Below are 18,937 nucleotides of genomic sequence, written 5' to 3' on the forward strand. Positions count from 1 at the left end.
GCCCGCGGACCGGCGGAGGGGGTTTGCGGGTGGGAACGGCTCGGAGCCGGCTGTTGGCGGCCGCCTTGGAGCTGTTCATGCGGCACGGGGTCAGCGGCACCTCGCTGCAGATGATCGCGGACGAGCTGGGCGTGACCAAGGCCGCCGTCTACCACCAGTTCCATTCCAAGGAGGACATCGTCGAGGCCGTGATCGCGCCCGCGCTGGCCGAGCTGGAGACCGTGGCGGCCGCGGCCGAGGCGCGGCGGCACCGCAACGACCGGCTTCGCGTCGCACTGGAGGGCGTGGTCGACCTCGTGGTGCGGCACCGCGGGCTGTTCGCCATGATCATGACCGATCCGCAGGTGGGCCGGCTCGTCCGGAGCCGGCCGCCGCTGCGCGGGCTGGAGGAGCGCATCGAGGCCGTGCTGACCGGCCCGGAGCCCGACGCCGAGACGCTCGTGAACAGCGCCATGGTCAGCGGCGCCCTGCTGGTCGCCGGCATGGACCCGCGGCTGGCCGGCCTGGACGACGAAACGCTGCGCCGCCACCTCACCGCCACCGTCTTCCGCATGCTCCGCCTGCGGCCGCGCGCGACCTCCTGAGCGTCTTCCGCCCCTTCAGGGAAGGCGGTACCGGGAGCCGAACCCCCAGATCACGGCGTTGGCCTCCGGCGGTCATTCGGCCGGCTGGTCGGCGGTGACCAGCCAGCCGAGCCGCTCGGACATGCCGCGGGCGCAGGCGACGACGGCGCGGACATGGTCGGAGTCGTCGTCCGCGCGCCACAGGATCGACCAGGGGTAGAACGAGGCGGGTTCGGTGAGCGGGCGCCAGATCGTTCCCGGCAGCGCGGAGATGCAGGAGGCGGGCACGCAGTACAGGCAGCGGCCCTGGGCGACCAGGGTCGATGCGGCACGGATGCTGTCGACCGTGCCCTGGTACACCGTCGGGGTGAAGCCGGCGGCCCGGCACATCTCGACGGTGAACTGGTTGAACTCCGGCGCCTTCATCTCCTCGGCCAGGAGCAGCGGTTCGCGGGCGAGGGCCTCGACCGGCACCGCGTCCAGGTCGGCGAACCGGTGCCCGCGCGGGACCAGGACCCCGAGACGGTCCCGGCGGAACAGCTGCGAGGCGACCCCGCTCGGTGCCAGCGCGGCACGGCCGATGCCCACGTCGAGGCGCCCGTCCACGAGCTGCTGGTACTGCTCCGGGACGCCGGCCTCCACCTGGTGGATCACCAGGTCCGGGTAGAGCGCCTGGGCCTCGTGCAAGATCTGCGGCATGGAATCGTAGCTCGCATCGATGATGCCGACCCGCAACGCCGGCGAGGTGCCCTGCGCGGTCCGGGCCACCTGGGCGGCGCGCTCCACATGGGCGAGGATCTGCCGCGCCTCCACCAGGAACGCCGCCCCCGCCGAGGTCAGGGCCACATAGTGCGTGGTGCGCTCCAGCAGACGCACCCCCAGCTCCCGCTCCAGCCGCTGCACCTGCTGGCTCAGCGCCGACTGCACGATGTGCTCACGGGCCGCCGCACGGCCGAAGTTCAGCTCCTCGGAAACGGCGACGAAATAGCGGAGCTGGCGCAGTTCCACATCTCCCACTTTCTGAGCTGGAACGGCGAGACCTGCGTCAAGCAGCCTACATGGCGGCGTGCGCCGGGAGAGGTTCACCGACCCGGGGCCCGAGCGCGCTGCCAAGAGGCCGATCACCCACTCGCCGCCGCCATGGAACCGGAATCCGGCTGGAGCCGGTGCTACGTCCACGACCTCCTGGTCTGACGGATCCGGCGGCGCTCCGCACCGGCCGGGGCCCACCAGAACGGTCACGATTCCGGACGGTCCTAGATACTTGGCGTTACCGTATGCGCCGGAGGGCACATAGACGGCTGTGGGGGAACCGATCGGGCCGGGGGACGCGGTCGACCGCAGCGAAGGCTTCGGCGAGCGGCTGCTGGGACAGTTGCTGGACCGGGCGCACGAGATGCCGCCGCAGCTCATCGCCCCCCTGGTGGCCGAGGAGGTACGCGCGGTCGGCGGCCGGGACATCTCGATCCTGCTGCAGGACTACGCCCAGCACTCCCTGGTGCCGCTACCGGGCAGGGGCCTCACCGACGGTGAACCGATACCGCTGGAGGGGTCTCCGGCCGGACGCGCGTTCCTGTCGGAGACCGCCGTCGAACATCCGCTGGACGACGGTGTGCGCATGTTCCTGCCGCTGCTGGACGGCAGCGACGAGATCGGCGTCATGGCCGTGACCCTGGACGACGTCAGCGATGACGACCGCCGCCTGCTGCGACGGCTCGCGGGCCTGGTCGCCGACATGCTGGTGACCAAGAACAACTACACCGACCAGTTCGTCCGGGCACGGCGCCGCGAACCGATGAGCGTGGCCGCGGAGATCCAGTGGTCCTTGCTGCCCCCGCTCACCATGACCACGCCGCAGGTCGCCGTCGCCGGCATCCTGGAACCCGCCTACAACGTCGCCGGCGACAGCCTCGACTACGCCCTCAACGACGACATCCTGCACCTCGCCATGATCGACGCGATGGGCCACGGCCTCAACGCCGCGGTGCTGGCCACCGTCGCCGTGGGCGCCTACCGGCACGCCAGACGCGCGAACGCCGGCCTCGCCGAGCTGTACTCGTTCATGGACACCGCCATCGACGCCCAGTTCGGCCCCGACCACTTCCTCACCGCACAGATGATGCGCCTCAACACCGGCACCGGCCGCCTGGAATGGGTCAATGCCGGACATCCGGCGCCGATGCTGATCCGTGATCACCACGTCATCGGCGCGCTGGAAGGCTCCGGCACGCTGCCCGTCGGCTTCGGCGGCGCGAACCCGGAGATCAACAGTGTGCGGCTCCGCCGCGGCGACCGGGTCCTGGCCTACACCGACGGCCTCGTCGAAGAGCACACCACCGGCGGGAGGCTGTTCGGCGAGGAACGCCTGGTCGCCACCATCGAACGCGTCGGCCCCGCCTGCGCGACCGTCCAGCAGATGGCGCGAATGCTCTCCCATACACTCCTGCGGGAAAGAGGCGGAATCACCAGCGACGACGCCAGCCTCTTCCTCATCGAATGGCGCGGCGGAAGCGCCGACCACCTCGCTCACGCATTCCTGTGACCGCGAGCCGCCGGCGCGATAGCCGTCATGCGGCGGGTTCGGCGTAGCGGTCCTGGGCGGGGCGGACGGTGAGTGCGCGGTCGAGCCCGGTGATGCGGAGCAGCGCGGCGACCTGCGGGGCGGGAGCGGCCAGCCGCACGACGATGCCCAGTCCGGCGGCGCGGCGCCGGATGCCGATCAGCACGGTCAGCCCGGCCGCGTCGGCGGACGCCACCTCCCGCAGGTCGAGAATCAGCAGCCGGCCGCTGCGCCGCAGCACTCCGATCAGGTGCTCGCGCAGCGCCGGTGCGGCGGTGGCGTCCAGGGCGCCCGTCAACGCGACGATGGTGTGACCGGGGCGCTGGTGGTTGGGCATCCTCACTTCGTCGGGGACGGAGACCAGGCTCCCCGTAGCCGACGCGGGGATGGTGGGGGAACTGCTCATGGCGATCTCCGATCGCAGTGGGGCCATGGTGCCCGGCCGCCCCGGGCCGGACCGGCGCGCCGGGGCGGATCGCCCGGTCAACGTGCCGCGAGTTCTGTGCGCAGTCGCCCGCCCTCGGACTCCCAGGCGCCCACCGAGTCGTCCGGGGCGCCGGCCCGGCCCGTCCCGCCCCGTGGTGGGGGCAGGGCGGCCAGCAGGCCCGGGGTGTGGATCTGGTTGCGAGGGTGGGACGCCAGTTCCATCGACGCCTCGGCTTCGGCGTGCGGGGTGGAGACGGGGACGGTGAACAGGTCGACGCGCCGGCCGCCGGCGTGGATCGCGGTGAGCAGCCCGGACGGAAGGGAGTCGAACCAGCTCAGCCGGACCACCCGGGTGCCGGCCGGGCCGTCGACGCGCAGCCGGCGGGGTCTGCCGTCCCAGTCGTCGATCCGGAGCATGACGTGCGTGATGGGCCGGCGACCGTCGATGGGGCCGTGGTCCTGCAGTGCCAGGATCAGGCCCGGCAGTTCCGCGACCGGGTCGGTCGACCGGGGCCACCAGGCGCCGTCCAGGGCGGTTCGTGCCGAGCCGGGAAGGGCCTCGGCGCGCAGCCGCAACCGTGGCGTGGAGGGTGGCGACAAGCTGATCGTCGTGCGACGTTCGATGGTGTTCCACATGGCCGGCGCCTTCCGTCGGAGTTCGGGTGACGCGGGGAGCCGGTGTGGCGGAGCAACCTCAGAACGAGGATGTCGTCGTCGCCGGATAATTTGAGTCTACCCGATTAATTGACAATATCCCGAAAATTCAAAAACGAGTTTTGGGCGATATACCAAAACGCAGAATCACGTTCCATCGTCTGCTGGGCGACGGTCATCAGCACAAGTGATGGCATATGCATAGATTGCCTGTTTCCACAATCGGGTCGCAGCTGTCGACTGGGAGCGACCGGTCATCGCGGGGCTGCACCGGTATGCTCCAGGGCCGTCCGCTCCTCCCCGAGCGGGCGGCCTTGGGCGGTGCCTGCCTACCCTGCTCACTGGCGGCGTCGCCGGCACCCGAAGACGGCAGGCCCACGTCCGGCGCCGCCCCCTTCGCGCACCACCGGTCCCCTCAGGGGAGGTGGTATTGGGAGACGAAGTCCCAGATCACGGCGTTGGCTTCGATGTCATAGGTCGTCCCGCCCAGAAACGGGCCGAGGAACGGGAGGCCGCCGGGCCAGTTGTGACCGCCGCCCTTGATCTGGTAAAGGATCACGGGCCCGTCGGCCGCGCAGTCCGGATAATCGTGACGGACGACGGTGGTGTTGTCGTCAGGGGCGATGTCGGGCAGCTGCGTGGCGACACTCCTGGTGCCGCAGCCGTTGTGGCTCGTCCAGAAGTCGAGCGCCGGCTGCACCGTCGCGTAGGGAACGACGAAGTCGCCGTCGCCGTGGATCATGACGATCGGGACATGCCGTCCCGGGCGGCAGGAGGCGGTGCCGGTCAGCTGGCCCGCGACGGCGACATAGGCCGCGAACCGGTCGTTCTCGCAGGCCATCCTGTGGGTGAAGAAGCCGCCGTTGCTCATGCCCGAGGCGTACAGGCGCGCGGGATCGGCGTTGAAGCGCTCGACGAGGATATCCTGGAGACGCCGCACGAAGCCGGGGTCGTCCACGTCCGGGGAGGACGTCCCGCCCGGGACGCCCTGCCAGCCGATTCCGTGGTGCTCCGGCGTGATCATGATGAAGCCGCGGGTCTGGGCGTAGTCGGCCATGCGGCCGAAGTACTCGGCGGCACCCGGCGACTCCAGAAGCCCGGGGAAGTGGAACAGCACGGGCCGCGGGGTGCCGTCGTAGTCGTCGGGCAGGCGGAGGATGGCGTTCCTGGCCTGCCCGGCATGGGTGATGCGGATGGCGTGGTCACCCGGGTCGGGCCGGCGATCCTCGACCGTGAACGTGACCGGCCGTGTCGCGGACGAGTCTCCGCGCCGGACGGTGCCGTTCCCCTCCCACCTCACCGTCGCCTGGCCCGGGGCCGTGACCCCGCCGTTGATCCTGGCGGAGATCTCCACACCCGCGCCGGGATCCTTGAGGGTGAAGTCGCCCTTCAACCCGAACAGGGTGCGGGCGATCCGGAAGGAGACGTTCGCCGTCCCGCCGTCGGCGCCGGGGAGCGAACCCGTCCCCTGGATCTTGTCGGTCTCGAACGTGGCGACGTTGTCGAGGACGGCAATGGCCCCCGAGGACAGCTCCCCGGTCAGGTCGTACGCAGGCGACCCGGCCGCGGTGACCGTGACCCGGTCTTCGGCAGGCGGGGCGGCGTGAGCGGCCCCCGCGGGCACGGCGCTCAGCGCCGCCCCGGCAAGGCACGCGGCGGCGAGGCCGCGCCAGGACTTGGAAAGGTGGTGGACCACGGCAGGTACCTCCTGCGAACCCGGGTCGCGCCACAGTAAGCCCCGTCCGCCCCGCCGCCAATGCCCGGAACAGAGCATCCGGCAGGCGTTTTTTAGCCCTCCGGCACAAACGACCGACATAACCCGAGGTAGACCCCCGAAGGCCGAGGTCCATGTCATCCGGCACCCCGACCACACGTTCGGGAAGTGGGGGTGGGGTGGCGTCGCGGGCTTTAGGGTCGCGTGGTGGTCGACTTCGAGAGTGCTGAGCCCTGCCGTGGATTCTGGGACGATGCCGCGCGCATCCGGAACGGTTACCTGGCCGAGGTGCCGACGCAGACGCTGGTGTTGAAGATCGCCGAGGAGGTCGGTGAGGTCGCGGAAGCCTACATCGGGATGATCGGCGGGAACCCGCGCAAGGGCCGCCACAAGGACAGGTCCGACGTCCTCGACGAGCTGACCGATGTCATGTTCGCCGCGGCGGCGCCCATGCTCGATCTCGCGGGCGGGCCCGAGCAGGCCGAACGGCATATGGCCGAGCGGCTGGAGATCGTCTCTGCCCGGGAGGTCGCGGCCCCGCCGTCCGGCGGCTGGTTCGGGTCCTTCGTCGCGCCGCACGTGCTGCTGCGGCGCCAGGACGGCAAGGTCATGATGCTGCGCCGCGCCAACACCGGTTACCGCGACGGGTGGCTCTCCCCTCCGGCGGGACGGATCGAGCCCGGCGAGGACGTTCTCGCGGCGGCCATCCGCGAGGCCGCGGAGGAGACCGGTGTGCGGCTGCGGCGGGAGGACGCCCGGTTCGTCCACGTCATGCACCGGACCGCCAGGACGCTGCCCGGCCCCTGCCATGCGGTCAGCGACTTCTGGTTCCGCTTCGACCGCTGGGAGGGCGAGCCGCACGCCGCCGAACCGGACAGGGCGTCGGAGGCCCTGTGGATCGACCCGGCGGCCCCGCCCGACGACGTGATTCCCCACTGCGCGCTGGTCCTCGCCGCGATCACGCGCGGCGAGGCGTTCAGCGTCGACGGCTGGGCATAGCCCCCGCCTCAGAAGGTGACCAGGGGGTCGCCGATGAAGTCGGCTATGAAGTTGAGGAAGAAGAATCCGAAGAACAGGAAGTTCAGCACCAGGATGACGTAGTGCCAGGGGCGGGGACGGGCCGGGCGCGGGAGTCTGCTGTTCAGGTACATGAGCATGAACGGGAAGATCAGCGCGCCCAGGTTCGACATGTTCGCCGACCACTGCACCAGGCTGACCGGCAGCGCGAGGTGCAGGATGACCCCGATGACCACCAGTAGCAGCAGCATGAACGGGTAGTAGAAGCGCCGCGGGTCGCCTTCGAGGAGGGTGCGCAGCCGGGGGCTGGTGGCGTGCGCGGCGTCGGTGGTGACGCGCACCATCGCCTCGAAGATGCCGAGCTGGGTGGTGAACAGGATCAGCACGCCCAGGATCAGCGCGATGTAGAACAGCCAGCGGCCGTACTCGGCGTCCAGGGCGCCGGCGATGAAGGTCGGGACGTTCCCCTGGGTGACCTCCTGGCCGGAGATCTCGACCGCGTGGGCCATCAGGATGGTCGGCAGCAGCATGCCGATGATCGCGCCGGCGAAGAAGACGGCCCACATGTCGGTGAGCAGCAGCCGGTACCAGCGCCGCCACAGGCCCCGGTTCTTCTCGTCGTCGGGGAAGGTCACGCCGCTGGGCCGCATCTCGACGCGGCGGCCGCGCAGGCCCGCGATGAACCCGACCCGGTAGCCCATCCCGTAGCCCTTGTCCCGGTAGTGGCCCATCACGTACCAGTTGAGGCCGGACGCGAGCGCGGTGAACCCGGCGAGCCCGCCGATCTGGGTGGCGGTGATGCCCTCCGGCGGGGCGGCGGGGGTGACGAAGCCGGTGATGCCGTCCCACCAGACGCCGAACGGCACCAGGACGACGCACAGCACCAGCAGCGTGACCAGGATGACGCCGATCATGATCCAGTTGGCCAGTTCCAGCGTGCGGGAGACCCGGCGGGCCGCGGCGGCCATCAGGAACACCACGACCAGCAGCGCGATCGCCCAGATGCGCGGTTCCTCGGCGCCCTCGGGCGGCAGCTCGGCGTGGACGAGGGCGTACAGCCCCTCCCCGGCGGAGGCCGCCCAGCCGCCGGCGATGAACGCGAACAGGATGAGGAACACCGAGACCGGCACCCACAGGAACCAGCCGGGCGGTACGCGTCCCCAGCCCACCACCGGCGCCTCGCCGGTCGCGACCACGTAGCGCGAGCACTCGATGTTGTAGAGGGTCTGGAGCAGGGCCGAGACGAGGATGACCCAGCCGACGCCCTCGAACCCGAACTGGCCGACCGCCTGCGGGCCGAGCAGCCACTCGCCGCTGCCGATGGAGATGCCGAGCGCGATCAGGCTCGGGCCGAGCGCGTACTTGACCAGCTCCTTGGGGCCGATCCGCCGGACGTTGAAGACCTCCTCGGGGGTGGGCAGGTCGGTGACCGGCAGGTCGGGGCGGCTCACCCCCAGCTTGTACGTTCCGGTGACGGCGGCCTCCGCCGTCCCTTCCACGGGTGCCCTGCCGTGGTCTTCGGGGCCCTTGCCGGTGGGATCGGGGGTCTCGGTCATGGGGCGCCTCCCGGCGGAACATGCCCCCGACTCTTCCTCGGCTGCCTGCATGATCCGCCCGGGACGCGGCTTCGGCAAGGCCCCTCCGGCCCCGGCTTTCGGCGGTCGCGGGACGGCGCGGGTCGCCGTCCCGGTCACCGCCGGCCTCCAGCCGCCCGACTGCCGGATCGGCTGCTAAGGACACCTGGTCAGGAGGTCCGCGTGGAGGCGCTGCAGGGCGGGGTCGGGGTCCACGCCGAGTTCGCCGGCTATCCGGGTCCGGATGGTCTCGTAGCGTGCCAGGGCCTCGGCGCGGCGTCCCGAACGGCCGAGGACGATGAGCAGCCGGGCCCACAATGACTCGCGCAGCGGGTGGCGCGCGGTGAGCTCGCTCAGCTCCACGACGAGTTCCGCGTGCCTGCCGGCGGCGATGTCGAGGTCGAGCCGGGATTCGAGCGCGGTGAGGTACCGCTCGACGAGCCAGGGGGCCTTCGACTCCGCGAGCCAGGTCGACGGCACGCCGTCGAACGGGCGGCCCCGCCACAGGTTGAGGGCCTCGCCCAGCCGGGTCCGTTCCGTGGCGGGGTCCGGGGCGGCGGAGGCCATGTTCAGCAGCCTGAGGAACATCAGGGCGTCGACGCGTTCCGGGTCGGTGGCGAGGACGTATCCGGCCGGCCCCGAACAGATCGCGTCCTCGCCGAGCGCGCACCTCAGTCGCGCGATGTAGGTCTGCACGCTGCGGCGGACGTTGCGGGGCGGGTCGTCGTGCGCCCACAGCACCGCGGCCAGGCTCTCGATGGACACGGTACGGCCCGCCGAGAGCGCCAGGACGGCCAGCAGGGTCCGCAGCCGGCCGGGCGTCAGCGCGACGGGAGCGCCGTCCACCGAGACGTCCAGCGGCCCCAGCAGCCGGACGGAGAGCGCCCCCCGGCCCCGTTCTCCCAGGTCGGCGATCGAGTGCTCACTGATCTCCATCATCCTGCCCCCGTGAAGTGTGTGCCGGGCTCCCGGCCACGCGGGGGCCCGCCGGTCAATCGAAAGCTCGTCCCGGGCGTTCCGGCAACCGGTCGGACGGATTCGTACGGGATCGGACGGCCTGGTGGGGGCGTCCCCGGTCCACCGGAACGCCCGGACGCGTTGATCAGCGTGGTCGCCGTTGTTCACAATGAACGCCATGAGCGAGGCGGAGCGGGACGGCCACCGGCCGCGGGCCCCCGCACCGCCGGACGCGCCCGCGGATTCCCCGCCGTCCGGTGACGTCTGCCCCTACCAGGGCCTGGCGCCGTTCGAGACCGAGCGGTCGGAGCTGTTCTTCGGGCGCGTGCGGACCACCCGTGCCCTCCTCGGCCGGCTGGCCCCGCGGCTGGGGGAGCGCGGGTCCGTCCTGCTGGTCTCGGGCGCCTCCGGGGTGGGCAAGTCGTCGCTGCTGCGGGCGGGGCTGCTGCCCGCGCTCGCCGAGGGGGAACTGCCGGTCGCCGGGTCGCGGCACTGGCCGCGGCTGCTGGTCACGCCGACCGCGCGGCCGTTCCGGGCGCTGGCCGCGGCGTGGGCGCGGGAGTTCGGGGGGAGGCCCGAAGCGCTCCGCCGGCGGCTGCGGGAGGAGCCGCAGCGCGTCCGCGCGGAAGGCGGCCGCCTGGTCCTGGTGGTCGACCAGTTCGAGGAACTGTTCACGCTGGTGACCGACGAGGCGGAGCGCCAGGCGTTCGTCGAGACGCTGCACACCCTGGCGGAGGGCCCGCCCGGCGCGGCGGTCGTCATCGGCGTGCGCGCGGACTACTGGGACCGGTGCGCGGCCTACCCGCGGTTCGCCGAGGCCATCCAGGACGGCCAGGTCATCGTCGAGCCGATGACGGAGTCCGATCTGCGGCTGGCCATCACGGGCCCGGCGGCCGCGGCGGGTCTGGAGCTTGAGCCCGGCCTGGTGGAGACCATCCTCGGCGAGTTACGCGGCGGCGACGGGTACGAGGCCGGTGCCCTGCCTCTGCTCTCGCAGGCGCTGCGCAACACCTGGGAGAGGCGCGCGGACGGTCGGCTCACCATCCGCGGCTACGAGGAGACGGGCCGGGTGCACGACTCGGTGCGGCGGACGGCCGACGCCGTCCTGGACGGTCTGCCGCCGGAGGACCGCAAGACCGCGCTCCGCGTCCACCGGCGGATGACCCTGATCACGCCGGGCGGGCAGATCGTCCGGCGCAAGGCGACGCTGGCCGAGGTGCACGCCGCCGCGTCCGCGGACACGGCGGAGCGGCGGGCGCGGGTCGGGGCGCTGCTCTCCGCGTTCGCCGACCGCCGCCTGCTCACCCTGCACGAGGACGGCGTCGAGATCGCGCACGACGTCCTGCTGACGGCCTGGCCGGCGCTCCGGCGGTGGATCGGCCCCGACCTGACCGCGCAGGCGGTGTACGACCGGCTCATCGAGGACGCCGCGGAGTGGGCCGGGCACCATCGGGACCCGGCGTTCCTGTACCGGGGCGCGCGGCTGCTGGCGGTCGACGACAGCAGGCCCCGCTGGGAACGCGACCCCGCCGGTTTCCCGCTGGCCGGCTCGACGGTGACGGACTTCGTCGCCGCGTCCACGGCGGCGGCGCGGCGGGCCGGGCGGCGCCGGCGGCTCGTCATCTCCGGCCTGGCGGTGCTGTCCGTGCTCGCCCTGACCGCCGCCGGCGCGGCGGTCAGGGCGGCGGACCGCGCGGACGAGCAGCGCAGGCTCGCGCTGTCACGCCAGCTCGCGGCGCAGAGCGAGGTCGCCGGCGACCCAGCGCTCTCCGCGCTGCTGGCCGTGGCGGCGTGGCGGATCGCACCCACCGCCGAGGCCCGGCACCGCCTGCTGGCCACGGCGGCGCGCACCGGCCGGGGGCACCTCACCGGCCACGACGGCTTCGTCCGGTCGCTGGCGTTCAGCCCGGACGGACGGATGATCGCGACCGGGGGCTTCGACAAGACGGTGCGGCTGTGGGACCCCGCATCCCGCAGGCAGCTCGGCCCCCCGATCCGCTTCCGGCGGGACGAATGCGGCTCCCACGCCACCGTGGCGTTCAGCCCCGACGCCCGGCTGCTGGCCATGGCGTGCCTGGACACCGTCCGGTTCTGGGACGTGGCCGCCCGCCGGCAGGTGGGAACGCCGCTGCGGAGCGAGGGTGCCGTGTCGGCGATCGCGTTCGGCCCGGACGGCACCCTGGCGACCGGAAGCCTCTACGGGACCGTCCAGCTGTGGGACGTGGCCACACGCAGGCCACGCGGGGACCTCATGGGCCGCACCGACCGGAAGCTGGGCCGCGCCGTCAACGCGGTTGCCTTCAGCCCGGACGGCACGCGCCTGGCCACCGCGAGCACGGACGACACCGCCCGGCTCTGGGACACCGGAACCTACGAGCAGGCCGGAGATCCCCTGACCGGGCACGGCGGCGACGTCACGGACGTCTCCTTCACCCCGGACGGCGCGACCCTCGCGACGGCGGGCTCGGACGGCACCGCCCGGCTGTGGGACGTGGCCGGAGCCCGGCAGGCGGGAGCGGTTCTCAGATCCGAGAGCAGGGCGCCGCTGTTGGGAATCGACGTCAGCCCCGACGGTACGAGGATCGCCACCGCCGGAGGCGACGGAAGTACCCGTTTCTGGGACCCCGTCAGCCACCAGCAGGTGGGCGCCCCGCTGCGCGACACCGACTTCCCCGTCAGGGCGGTCGGGTTCAGCCCCGACGGGTCGCTCGTCGCCGCCGGCGGCGACGACGGTGTGGTGCGGCTGGGGGACCCCGCGGCGCACCAGCAGATCGGCGGGCGGATGGACATGGACGGGGCGGCGACCCTGGCTCTCCGCCACGACGGGCGGATTCTGGCCACCGGCGGCCGGAGCGACGCGGCGGTCCGGCTGTGGGACGTGCGCACGCAGCGCCTCATCGGCCGCCCCCTCGGGCCCGCGGACACCGGCGTCTCCATGATCCGCTTCGGTCCCGGGGGCCGGACACTCCTGGTGGCGACCTCGGACGACGTGCGGATACTGGACGCGGCGAGCGGGCGGCGGATCGGCTCCCCCGTCCTCGCGGAGAAGCCCGGCGGTCCGGCGGAGCTCAGCCCGGACGGGCGGCTCCTCGCCGTCCCGCACGGCGGGTCGGTCCTGTTCCTGGACGTCGAGGCACGGCGCGAGAAGGGGCCCCGCATCCACGTCCCCGGCCACACCGAAGGCGTCTCGGCGCTGGCGTTCAGCCCGGACGGCTCCACGCTGGCCATCGCGGGCGCGGAGCGCCGGGTGCGGCTCTTCGACGTGGCGACCGGCCGGCAGACCGGGGCGCCGCTTCCCATCCGGACCGGCGGGTTCGTCGACGACCTGGCGTTCAGCCACGACGGCCGGACCCTGGCCGTCACCGCCGCCGACCAGGCCGTGCGGCTGTGGGACGTGCCGGGCCGCCGCCCCCTCGGCGCCGCGCTGACCGGCCACACCGGCGCCATCAACGCGATCGCGTTCAGTCCGGACGACACGGCGCTCGCCAGCGGCTCCGCCGACGACACCGTGCGGCTGTGGGACCTCGCCACCCACCGCCAGATCGGGACCCCGCTGACCGGCCACACCCGGGCCGTGCTCGACGTCGCCTACACCCCGGACGGCGCGGCCGTGGCCTCGGTGAGCGGCGACGGGACCGCCAGACTGTGGAATGTCGCACCTCCGGCCGATCCTGTTGACGCGGCCTGCGCCAACGCCGGCCGTTCACTCACCCCCGCCGAGTGGGAGACCTATGTGCCGCACGAGGATTTCCGCCGCGTATGCGATTGACGACGCGCGCCGATGACGATGCTCCTTCGCGGGTTCCTGCAAGGCTTCCGGCGCCGGACCGGGCGGCCCGTCCCGGAGCTGGCCGCGCTGTTCCGCTCGATCGTCACCCAGAGCCGGGACGTCTACCCGATGGCGGCCGACGTCCTGGACCACTTCATGGACGGTGCCGGCGCCTCCAGGACGATGTCGCAGCGGTGGCTGCGCTCGTTCAAGGTGATCAGGAAGGCCGAGCGGAAGAACCACCGCCGGTTCGAGAAGCAGCTCGCGCGGGAGGCGCGGCTCCTGGACGACGGCGCCTCCACCTGGCTTCGCGACCACTGGGACGCGGGTATCAACGCGTTCATCGGCACGGAGCTCTTCTACGTCAGCAGGATGAGCCTGCTGCGTTCCCAGGGGTCGTTCATCCTCACCCGGGCGGGGGCTGAGGTGCGGGTGTCCGGCACGGTGCGGCACCACTGGTTCGACCCTTACGACTGGGACCGCGGCCGGTGGGTCTTCATCCCCCGGCACGGGTTCGTGCCCATCTCGGTGGGGCGGGAACTGGTCGAGTCCGACGAGGCGCGTAACTTCCTCATGGAGTGCCGCCACGTCCAGACGCTGACGGGCACCTGCCGGGACGGCCGGTGGCCCCGGAGGGGCCGCGCGAGGTTCGAGTGGTCGCTGGTGAAGGCGGCCCGCCCGTGACCGGAGGCCGCCCGGACCGGCCCGACCCCCTGGAGGCGGACACCGTCGCCGACTTCGTCGGGGCGCTGGTCCGGCTCCGGCGGTGGGCGGGCGAGCCGCCGCTGAGCAGGCTCCGGGCACTCGGCGGCCAGACCGTCACCCCGGACGGGGTCAAGGTCGACGCGCTGCCCAAGAGCACGACCTCGCACGTGCTGCGGCAGCCCGACCGGCTCCCCCGGTGGGACTTCGTGAAGGCGTTCGTCACGGCCTGCCTCCGCTACGGCGACCATCCGGACGAGCTGATCCCCGCGGAGCTCGAACGCTGGCGCTCCGCCAGGACCGCCCTGGCCCCGGACGCGCCGCCCCAGCGGGCCGCGGCGGAGCCCGTGGCCGCCGCGGAGCCGGACGCACCCGCCGCACCGGACCCCGGCCCTCCCGAGGCCGATCCGGCCGTCGAACTGCTCGCCCGGCGGGTCGCGCGGGAGGAGGACCGGACGCGCAAGGGCCTGCTCGGCGGCTACACCGTCGCGCCGGTCTCCTTCGGGCCGGACGGCGCCGCGCCCGGCGGGACGGAGGACGGCCCGCGCTCGATCGGCCGCTTCTTCGCCGGGCTGCGGCCGCAGCGCCTGATGGTGGTGGGCGATCCGGGCGCGGGGAAGACCGTGCTCGCCATCGAGCTGGTGCTGCGGCTGGTGGAGCCCATCGTGGCGGCGGGCGGGCGTCCCGGCGGCCGGCCGATGGTGCCCGTCCTCCTGGACGCGGCCCGCTGGCGGCCGGGCAGCCCGTTCGAGACCTGGCTGGCCGAGCGGCTGGTGCACGAGTACGGGCTCACGGCCGCGGACGCCACGCGGCTGGTGCGGGACCGCCGGGTGCTGCCGGTGGTGGACGGCCTGGACGAACTGGACCCCGACCCGTCCACGGGCCCGCCGCGCCACGCGATCGGCCTGCTGGCCGAGCTGAACCTCTACAGCGACCTCTCCGGACGGCGGCCGGGGCCGGTCGTCGTGACCTGCCGGTCCGACCGGCACCGGGAACTGGCCGCCGCCCGGGCCGGGCTCGACGACGCCACGCGGGTCCATCTCCGCGACCTGACCCTCGACCAGATCAGCGCCTACCTGCACGCCCGCTGGCCGGACGGGAATCCGTGCGAGGCGCACCGCGACGCCGTCCTCGCGGTGCTGGCCGGCCCGTCGGGGACGGCCGTGCACATCGCCCTCGCGACCCCGTGGCGGCTGCTGCTGCTCGCGACCGCGGTCGAGTCCGGCGCCGATCCGGGCGAGCTGCTCCGAGCCCGGCCCGGCGGCGGCACCGGCGAGGCCGCCGCCGCGATCGCCCGGCGGCTCCTCGACGCCTACGTCCCCGCCGCGACCCGGCTCGCGCCGCGCACCGCCCACGGGGCCCGGTACCGTCCCGAGCAGGTGCGGTCGTGGCTGGAGAACCTGGCCGGCCAGCTGCGCTGGCAGGCGGACTGCGCCGCCCGGACGAAGCGTCCGGTGCCGGGCTTGACGGGGATCGACATCGTCCCCCATCTGCTGTGGCCGCTGGGTGGGCGGCGCCGGGTCCTGGCGCTGCACGCCCTGTGCGGCGCGGCCCTCGCCGTCCTCGCGATGCTGGCGTTCTGGACGGGCTCGGCCGTCGACCGGCCCGGTGGCCTGCGCGACGGGCCCGACGTCGGAGCATGGCTCACGCTCGCGCTCATGGTCTCCTGGGTGGACATCGCCACCGGCCTGTCGCTCTCACCGTGGCCGACCGCCACCGGCGGACGCAGCGACGTCCCCCTCAGGCGGCGCCTGCTGGGCGGTCTCCTCGGTGCCCTGGCGGCCGGCCCGGTCGGCGTCCTCGGCGGCCTGGCCGGGTTGGCGCTGACGGGGGGCGAGGTCTTCGGTCCCGGATTCGCCGTCGCCGCGGGCGCGGCCGGGGGCGCGGCGCTCGGCGCGGTGATCGGGGTGACCGCCGCCGGGCGGCAGGGCGCCGAGCGGGTGACCCTGTCCGGGGCCGTGTCCGGGGCCGTCCGGGCCGAGCCCGTGACGCTGCTCGGCTTCGGCCTGTGCGGGGCGCTGACCGGCCTGCCGCCGCTGCGGCTCGCCGGCGCGGGCCCGCTCCCGCTGGCCGCGGGGGTCGCGGGAGCCTTCGCGCTGGCCTGCGCGCTCGGCGTCGTCTTCAAGATCGCCACCGGTGGCTGGAGCAAGGAGACGGAGCTGGCGCACCCGCGCGAGGCCCTCCACCGCAACCCCACGCTCGGTGTGGCGTTCGGCCTCACCGGCGGGGTCGCCGCCTTCCTCGTGTTCGTCCAGAACCAGGACGTCGCGGTGTCGCTCGCGTGCGCGGTCGTCGGCGGGGTGGCCTTCGGCCTGGCGTTCGGCGCGGTCGCCTGGTGCCGCACCATGCTCGGCCTACTCGTGGCGGCTGCACGCGGCCTGCTCCCGCTCCGGCTGTGGACCTTCCTCGACTGGGCCTGCGAGGCGCGGCTGCTGCGCGTCAGCGGCGCCACCTACCAGTTCCGCCACCGCGAGCTCCAGGAGTACCTCACCCCGCCCGCCCCGCACCGGCGCGCACCCGGCGACGGCCGCTGAGCCACCCGGCCCGGCACGCCACCGTGGCCGCACCGGGGGCGATCCCGTGCGCGATGTCCGCCACCGTGCCCGGCCGGCCGAGGTTTCCACCGGCGCGGCACGGGGCAGGACGAACCCTCTACGTCGAGTGGCGCGGCCGCCGCGGACGGTCGTGGCCGAGGAGATGAGGCCGATGAGCGGGACGGTCCCCGAGGTCTGGATCGAGGCCGGCGGGGGTCAGGACATGGTCCGCGCCGACATGATCGTGGTGGTCCGCCTGGACGAGACCGGGCGGCTGACCGCGCAGCTCCGCGACGAGGCCCGGGTCAGCGTGACCCTCCTGGAGGGCTCGACCGACCCGCGCCCGCCCGATGACTTCCACCGCCGGCTGATCCGGACCGTCGCCGAGCTCGGCCGCACCGGCGGTGCGCAGCTCGTCTTCGCGCGGCACGACGGCGACGGCTGGCACTGGGCCAGCGAACCCGTGTAGGAACGCGCCGCCGCACCACCGGGCGCCGTCCCCGCCCGGGCGGCTCCCCGGTCTCAGACGCGGTCGGTGGAGATGTCGCAGGAGGCCAGGATCTCCTGCGGCATCATGTCCCCGGTCTCGATCGCGGACCTGGCCAGCGCGGCCTCGGCCGACGCGGACGCCGTGCCGGGCGGGACGACGAGAAGCAGGATCGGGTCCGCCTGGCCGTGGGTGACCGCGACGACGTGGTCGAGGTGGGCCAGCCAGCCCACCCGGACCTCACGCCCCTGGACGGTGATGCGGAGGGGGATCTCGTCCCAGTCGTAGAAGTCGATGGTCACCCGGGCCACCGGGACGCCGTCCGGCCCGGTCAGCGCGGTCAGGAGGTCGGTGAGCTCGGTGGCGGTGTCGCGGGACCGGGGCCACCAGCCGCCGTCCAGGACCCCGCGGCCGGTGCCGCTCGGGACGAGGCGCAGGCGCGGCCGCAGCGGTGTCGCGGTTTCCGGGGGCGCCGTGCCGGGCTGTGCGGTGGCAGGGAGCGCGGCTACGGAGAGTGCGGTTTCGAGCGGTGCGCCCGGGGAGGCGAGCTGCGCTGCTTCTCGGGCCATGGACGGGCCCCATTCTCGGTCCGTACGGGACCGGTACGTATACCGCCGGGGACGGCGCGGCAGGACGGCCGGCGCGCGGGAATGCCCACGGCGCCCGCCAGTCTACGTCACGCGACGTGCACGGCTCAGGGCGTAGACTCGCGGTGACCAGGAGTTCTCATCGCGGGCGGCCGAGCCCGCGTCTCCCTGGTATCTCGCCACTCGGCTCGCTACCGGGCCAGACGGGTCCGCCTCCGTGACGCCACCGCACCTCCCCGCCCTCCCCCGCCGAACGCCGGCGGCGCGGCCCTTCGGCCGGCCGTGCGGACCCGCGCCGGGACCCTGGCTCCGAGCAGCAGGGGGACGGGGTGCGGCATGACCGGTGACGACCTGCGGCCGGACGCCTGGGGGCCGCCCAGCGGCGCGGCGGACGCCCGGCGCCTCGCGGCCTCGTTCGACCTGATGACGGCGGTCCTCGACGGGACCCCGCTGCACGGCCTGCTGACCCTGGTGGCGGAGCAGGCCCGCGCCATGGCGGCCGTTCCGCTGGCGTTCATCGCCCTGCCCGCCGAAGACGCCCTCATGCTGCGCATCGAGATCGCGGTCGGCGCCGGGAGCGAGCGGGTGCGCGGGCTGACGGTGCGGCGCGGGCGGTCGATGCTCGGCCGGGTGTTCAGCTCCCACCGGGCGCTGTCCGCCCGGATCGTCGCCGACCAGACCCTCAGCACGCTGCCGCCCGGCCCGATCCTGATCCTGCCGCTGGACACCGGGGAGGCGACGCGCGGGGTGCTCGCCGCGCTCGGGCCGCCCGGGGCGGCGCCGTGCAGCCCGTCCACCGCCCGGCAGTTGCTGCTGTTCGCCGACACCGCCGCCCGCCTCATCCAGCTCGCCGAGGACCGGCGCGCGGCCGTCCCCCGGGGCCCGGTGGACGCGGACGTCATCCCGCTCCAGCCGCCGCACACCCCGCGTTCGTGACCCGGACGGGGCGGAAATCCGACACGCCCCGGTCCGTACCGCGAAGCATGTGATACCGTGACGAGTAGTTGCGGTTCCCATAGACATTCTCGTGCGCCTGTCGGATCTGACCTCAGGCGCATTTTTTGTTGTTCTGGATCTTCCGGATGGGGCCATCGCGGCGTTTCGGTCGCGCACGGTGTGCGGTCGGGATAGACCCAGAAGGAAACGAATATGGCCACCGGTACCGTTAAGTGGTTCAACGCGGAAAAGGGCTTCGGCTTCATCGAGCAGGACGGCGGCGGCGCCGACGTCTTCGCCCACTACTCCAACATCGCTGCCCAGGGCTTCCGTGAGCTCCAGGAGGGCCAGAAGGTGTCGTTCGACGTCACCCAGGGCCAGAAGGGCCTGCAGGCGGAGAACATCGTTCCCGCCTGACCGGCGACAGCGCGGGCGTGCCCGCCGCCCCGGGGTCTCC

General features: G+C 73.4%; 16 protein-coding genes. 9 read left to right on the plus strand and 7 right to left on the minus strand.

Annotated features, from left to right (window positions below; genetic code table 11):
- Positions 1–53 precede the first annotated feature (53 nt).
- On the plus strand, positions 54–584 hold the full coding sequence (locus E1289_RS05265) for a TetR/AcrR family transcriptional regulator (protein WP_243712621.1): 531 nt from the start codon (positions 54–56) through the stop codon (positions 582–584).
- A 72-nt stretch (positions 585–656) separates the two neighbouring features.
- On the opposite strand, the gene E1289_RS05270 is transcribed toward E1289_RS05265, so the two are convergent.
- On the minus strand, positions 657–1,571 hold the full coding sequence (locus E1289_RS05270) for a LysR substrate-binding domain-containing protein (protein ID WP_207928800.1): 915 nt from the start codon (positions 1,569–1,571) through the stop codon (positions 657–659).
- A gap of 295 nt (positions 1,572–1,866) precedes the next feature.
- Between E1289_RS05270 and E1289_RS05275 the strand changes: the two genes are divergently transcribed.
- Positions 1,867–3,105 carry a PP2C family protein-serine/threonine phosphatase gene (locus E1289_RS05275; protein ID WP_243712622.1) on the plus strand — a complete coding sequence of 413 codons (1,239 nt, stop codon included), beginning with the start codon at positions 1,867–1,869 and terminating at the stop codon, positions 3,103–3,105.
- Positions 3,106–3,130: 25 nt separating this feature from the next.
- On the opposite strand, the gene E1289_RS05280 is transcribed toward E1289_RS05275, so the two are convergent.
- The 3 genes from E1289_RS05280 to E1289_RS05290 form a co-directional block, all read right to left on the minus strand.
- The gene (locus tag E1289_RS05280; RefSeq protein ID WP_165970348.1) at positions 3,131–3,529 is read right to left on the minus strand and encodes an STAS domain-containing protein; all 399 of its coding nucleotides are present in this window, start codon (positions 3,527–3,529) and stop codon (positions 3,131–3,133) included.
- 77 nt (positions 3,530–3,606) lie between these two features.
- A complete protein-coding gene (locus E1289_RS05285) occupies positions 3,607–4,185 on the minus strand; it encodes a DUF5994 family protein (protein WP_131975865.1) in 579 nt (192 codons plus the stop codon).
- A gap of 433 nt (positions 4,186–4,618) precedes the next feature.
- Complete coding sequence (locus tag E1289_RS05290; protein WP_131975867.1) at positions 4,619–5,899, minus strand: hypothetical protein; 1,281 nt, start codon at positions 5,897–5,899, stop codon at positions 4,619–4,621.
- 225 nt (positions 5,900–6,124) lie between these two features.
- Here E1289_RS05290 and E1289_RS05295 point away from each other — a divergent pair, with 225 nt between their 5' ends.
- Complete coding sequence (locus E1289_RS05295; RefSeq protein WP_131975869.1) at positions 6,125–6,916, plus strand: NUDIX domain-containing protein; 792 nt, start codon at positions 6,125–6,127, stop codon at positions 6,914–6,916.
- 8 nt (positions 6,917–6,924) lie between these two features.
- On the opposite strand, the gene E1289_RS05300 is transcribed toward E1289_RS05295, so the two are convergent.
- Together E1289_RS05300 and E1289_RS05305 are read right to left on the minus strand one after the other, a co-directional pair.
- The gene (locus E1289_RS05300) at positions 6,925–8,490 is read right to left on the minus strand and encodes an Nramp family divalent metal transporter (protein WP_165970349.1); all 1,566 of its coding nucleotides are present in this window, start codon (positions 8,488–8,490) and stop codon (positions 6,925–6,927) included.
- Positions 8,491–8,664: 174 nt separating this feature from the next.
- Positions 8,665–9,447: an AfsR/SARP family transcriptional regulator gene (locus E1289_RS05305; RefSeq protein WP_165970350.1), complete on the minus strand. Its 783-nt coding sequence runs from the start codon at positions 9,445–9,447 to the stop codon at positions 8,665–8,667.
- A 196-nt stretch (positions 9,448–9,643) separates the two neighbouring features.
- On the opposite strand from E1289_RS05305, the gene E1289_RS05310 reads away from it, so the two are divergent.
- The 4 genes from E1289_RS05310 to E1289_RS05325 all read left to right on the plus strand — a co-directional run bounded on the left by E1289_RS05310 (position 9,644) and on the right by E1289_RS05325 (position 16,939).
- Positions 9,644–13,234: an AAA family ATPase gene (locus E1289_RS05310; RefSeq protein ID WP_131975873.1), complete on the plus strand. Its 3,591-nt coding sequence runs from the start codon at positions 9,644–9,646 to the stop codon at positions 13,232–13,234.
- 12 nt (positions 13,235–13,246) lie between these two features.
- On the plus strand, positions 13,247–13,918 hold the full coding sequence (locus tag E1289_RS05315; RefSeq protein WP_131975875.1) for a hypothetical protein: 672 nt from the start codon (positions 13,247–13,249) through the stop codon (positions 13,916–13,918).
- Complete coding sequence (locus tag E1289_RS05320) at positions 13,915–16,470, plus strand: NACHT domain-containing protein (protein ID WP_131975877.1); 2,556 nt, start codon at positions 13,915–13,917, stop codon at positions 16,468–16,470. Before E1289_RS05315 ends, E1289_RS05320 begins: the two co-directional genes overlap by 4 nt.
- A 172-nt stretch (positions 16,471–16,642) precedes the next feature.
- On the plus strand, positions 16,643–16,939 hold the full coding sequence (locus tag E1289_RS05325) for a hypothetical protein (protein WP_131975879.1): 297 nt from the start codon (positions 16,643–16,645) through the stop codon (positions 16,937–16,939).
- A gap of 53 nt (positions 16,940–16,992) precedes the next feature.
- On the opposite strand, the gene E1289_RS05330 is transcribed toward E1289_RS05325, so the two are convergent.
- Positions 16,993–17,526 (minus strand): DUF5994 family protein, encoded by a 534-nt coding sequence (locus E1289_RS05330; protein WP_131975881.1) that lies wholly within the window; start codon positions 17,524–17,526, stop codon positions 16,993–16,995.
- Between the two features lie 354 nt (positions 17,527–17,880).
- Here E1289_RS05330 and E1289_RS05335 point away from each other — a divergent pair, with 354 nt between their 5' ends.
- Positions 17,881–18,480: a hypothetical protein gene (locus tag E1289_RS05335; protein ID WP_131975883.1), complete on the plus strand. Its 600-nt coding sequence runs from the start codon at positions 17,881–17,883 to the stop codon at positions 18,478–18,480.
- A 213-nt stretch (positions 18,481–18,693) separates the two neighbouring features.
- Positions 18,694–18,897, plus strand: a complete 204-nt coding sequence (locus E1289_RS05340; protein ID WP_067460243.1) for a cold-shock protein — start codon at positions 18,694–18,696, stop codon at positions 18,895–18,897.
- Positions 18,898–18,937 lie beyond the last annotated feature (40 nt).

Origin of the sequence: Actinomadura sp. 6K520 (genome assembly GCF_004349245.1) — a bacterium.
In the GTDB taxonomy this organism is placed as follows: Bacteria; Actinomycetota; Actinomycetes; order Streptosporangiales; family Streptosporangiaceae; genus Spirillospora.